Genomic DNA, 2754 nt, shown 5'->3' on the forward strand with positions numbered 1-2754 from the left:
GGCCACCCGCCCGGGGCAGGTCATGACAGACGACAGCAGGCCGTCTCTTCCCTCGGGATCTCCGTCAAATTCGAAAATGTGCAATCCCGCGCGTCTTCCGTTACCTGCATCTGAAAAGGTCGCGTGCGGCGATTTGAGGCGAGGGTGCGTCACGGCGATGAATCGTTGCTGTTGTCGGGTTCGGTTGATTGGACGCCGGAAGAGGCTGGATCCGAACGCGGTACCTCATTTTGGGAAGATTCCGAGAATAACCGTTGACGGATTTCCTCTTCGCGTTTTTTATCCTGACGGTTGAACCACCAGACGATAATTCCAATCAGCACCACCACGACCACCACAACACCGGTAAGAATCGTCGTCACCGTGGCCACCCGGCGGGACGATGCCTCGGTGGCCAATCGCACCGCTTCACGCCCTATGAGAAGGGGGGCCAGTTGCCAGGCGTTGCGTGGGGCGTCCGGTGAGAGGGCTGCCTGCGGTCGAAATGCCCACGTCTTCATGAAGAAACCCGCCACCGCGAGATTCACCGCGTATCCCGGCCCCTCACCTGGCACGACCCCTTTGGGAAGGTACCGCACGCAGAAGACGATCGGGTAATTTTGGGAATCGTCGGTGAAAAGATAAATGGTGTAATAATGGTCGATCCCAAAACGTTTTCGGATGTCGGCATCTTCGACGGAAACTTTTTCAATTCGTCTGGCCGTGCCATAAAGCACGAACAGCTTGCCCTGCTGGTGGACGGGGTCATTGAACAGAGGCACCACAGAAAACGTGGATTTCCCGAGTCGGGCCAATTCAGCCTGGGCCTCTCGCAGTAACTGGCCAGGTTCAGCACGGCCCACCGCAGCCAGGAGTTGATAGAAACATTCTCGGTCTTTTCCCGTCAGACGATACTTTTCCAGGGGATCCGAGAGCGGTTCCTCGCCGTTTTCAGAGGGTGCCTGGGGAGTGACAAAGCGTTGCGGCAACGTGTCCAAACCAACGTCGTCAAACAGACTGCAATCCATTCCCAGGCGGCCCAGCAGATTATCAGGAAACCAGCCGGGACGAGCAGTGACGAGTGCGGGCACCGGCCTGGGCTGCGTGTCCACGAGTTTGAGGAACAGGCCCCGGACGACGGTCTTTTCACGGAGCTGCTTCATCGTTTTCCACGCCCGGGGAATGTCACGCGCATACACGAGATACTCAGCATCCTGGTCTGTCACAACCCGGCAGGAGTAGTAGTGTTCCAGACCCAGCCGCTCGGCAAGTTCCGGTGGTACCGGTTCCTCAGTCCACTGAGTTGCTGTGCCCTCGACTTCCAGGACTTTTCCCCGCCACGCCTGTAAATCGGAGGACACCGCATTCCAGTCCGGGGGCGGCTGTTTCCACTCCTCCAGGTCTGTCGGCTGGAACATTCGCATATGAAACAAAAGCCGCAGAAGCAGTTCGCGCTCCTGCGGTTGCAATGGCCGACCATCCTCCAGCCCTTCCCACATGCTGTCGCTGATTCCCAACTGTTTGAGAACCGCGCGCGGCCCGGTCAAAGATGATGCCCCGGGGGCCATTTTTTCCGTGCCGGAGTGGGCCGCCGTTCCAGAATTCTGCGGAGAGGTTTCCTGGCCTGTCGGCGGGGGTGAAGTGCTCACCTCGGCAGCGACGACAGCAAACCCGCCACAAGCCACCAGGAGAAGCGTCCCTAATTGAAGCATCGTTTTCGCAGGCACTGCCAAGTTCCTTTAGCTGCTGGGAAATTCTGTTGACGCGGCAGTCGTTTCTTTGCCGGGCTCCTGTTTTTCGTCGGTGTTTGATTGGGTGGGGGGTGATCGGCTGGCCGAACTCCTCACGTTAATGGGAAAAAGCTGTTTTTCGCGGACTCGCAGCACGTACCAGAGGAAAAGACTGGTGAGGAGGGCCGCCACAATGACGACCACCCACGGGTTGGGGGGTGACTCCGCAGGCATCGGGGACCGGGCAGTCACAGGTTCCCAGCGGATGGACGGGGCCAGCACCACCGGTGCGAATCGCAGGCCATCTTTGGCCTGGTAGGCCCACCGCTTGAAAAAAACTCCCCGGATGACTGCCGGTTCCGCAATGCGTTCGCCGCGAGGAAAATGCTCCGGCAACCGAAGGCAGTACACCACGATGGGGTCGTTTTCTTCTTCAGGACAAACCCATAACTGATAATACTGAGAAATCCCCACGTCATTCGGTGGTGCGTGCAGGGGAAAGACCCCCATGACTCGACCGCGAATCTCGACGAGCTTGCCCCGGTAATCTCCCGGACGTCGGTACAGTTGGGCAAACGTCACACGTTGGGCGGGAGATCGCCACAGCTCCGCGGCGGACACCTCCTGAAGGATCTGCAGAGTTCCAAACCAGGGCTCTTTCTCTTTGCTGCGGAAAGGCGCATCATCGGCGACCGACGAATAATCCAGCCGGGCGAGGCGCGTCCCGAGAGGAGGGGCCTGCCCTCGGTCTTCCTGGGAATTTGCCGGGCCGGGCTCTTTTACGTGATTGGGACTATTCTCGCTCAGGGAAAGAGACACGCCGCCGGCCACGACGCTTTCCTGCACCACATGATTGGGATCCCCAGAAGGGCCCCAGCGCCGAGCCAGAAACCACTGGGGGACAATGGCCACCATACCCAGCAGAAATACCCATAACAGCAATTGCCATTGCTGTCTCGAGGAGGGCAGGGGAATTGACCGACGATATCCGTCGAAACGAACCATTCCGATTACCAAACAAAACCTGTGGACTCCCAGGAGGGTA

General features: G+C 58.7%; 1 protein-coding gene and 1 pseudogene. Both read right to left on the reverse strand.

What is annotated here, in order from left to right; all coding sequences use genetic code 11:
* Positions 1-149: 149 nt before the first annotated feature.
* Positions 150-1706, reverse strand: coding sequence for a hypothetical protein (locus H5U08_RS15055; RefSeq protein WP_297034831.1), 1557 nt, complete (start codon positions 1704-1706; stop codon positions 150-152).
* 12 nt (positions 1707-1718) lie between these two features.
* Positions 1719-2754, reverse strand: a pseudogene (locus tag H5U08_RS15060) (hypothetical protein); the annotation flags it as partial.

The organism is Thermogutta sp., assembly GCF_014359955.1.
Lineage (GTDB): Bacteria > Planctomycetota > Planctomycetia > Pirellulales > Thermoguttaceae > Thermogutta.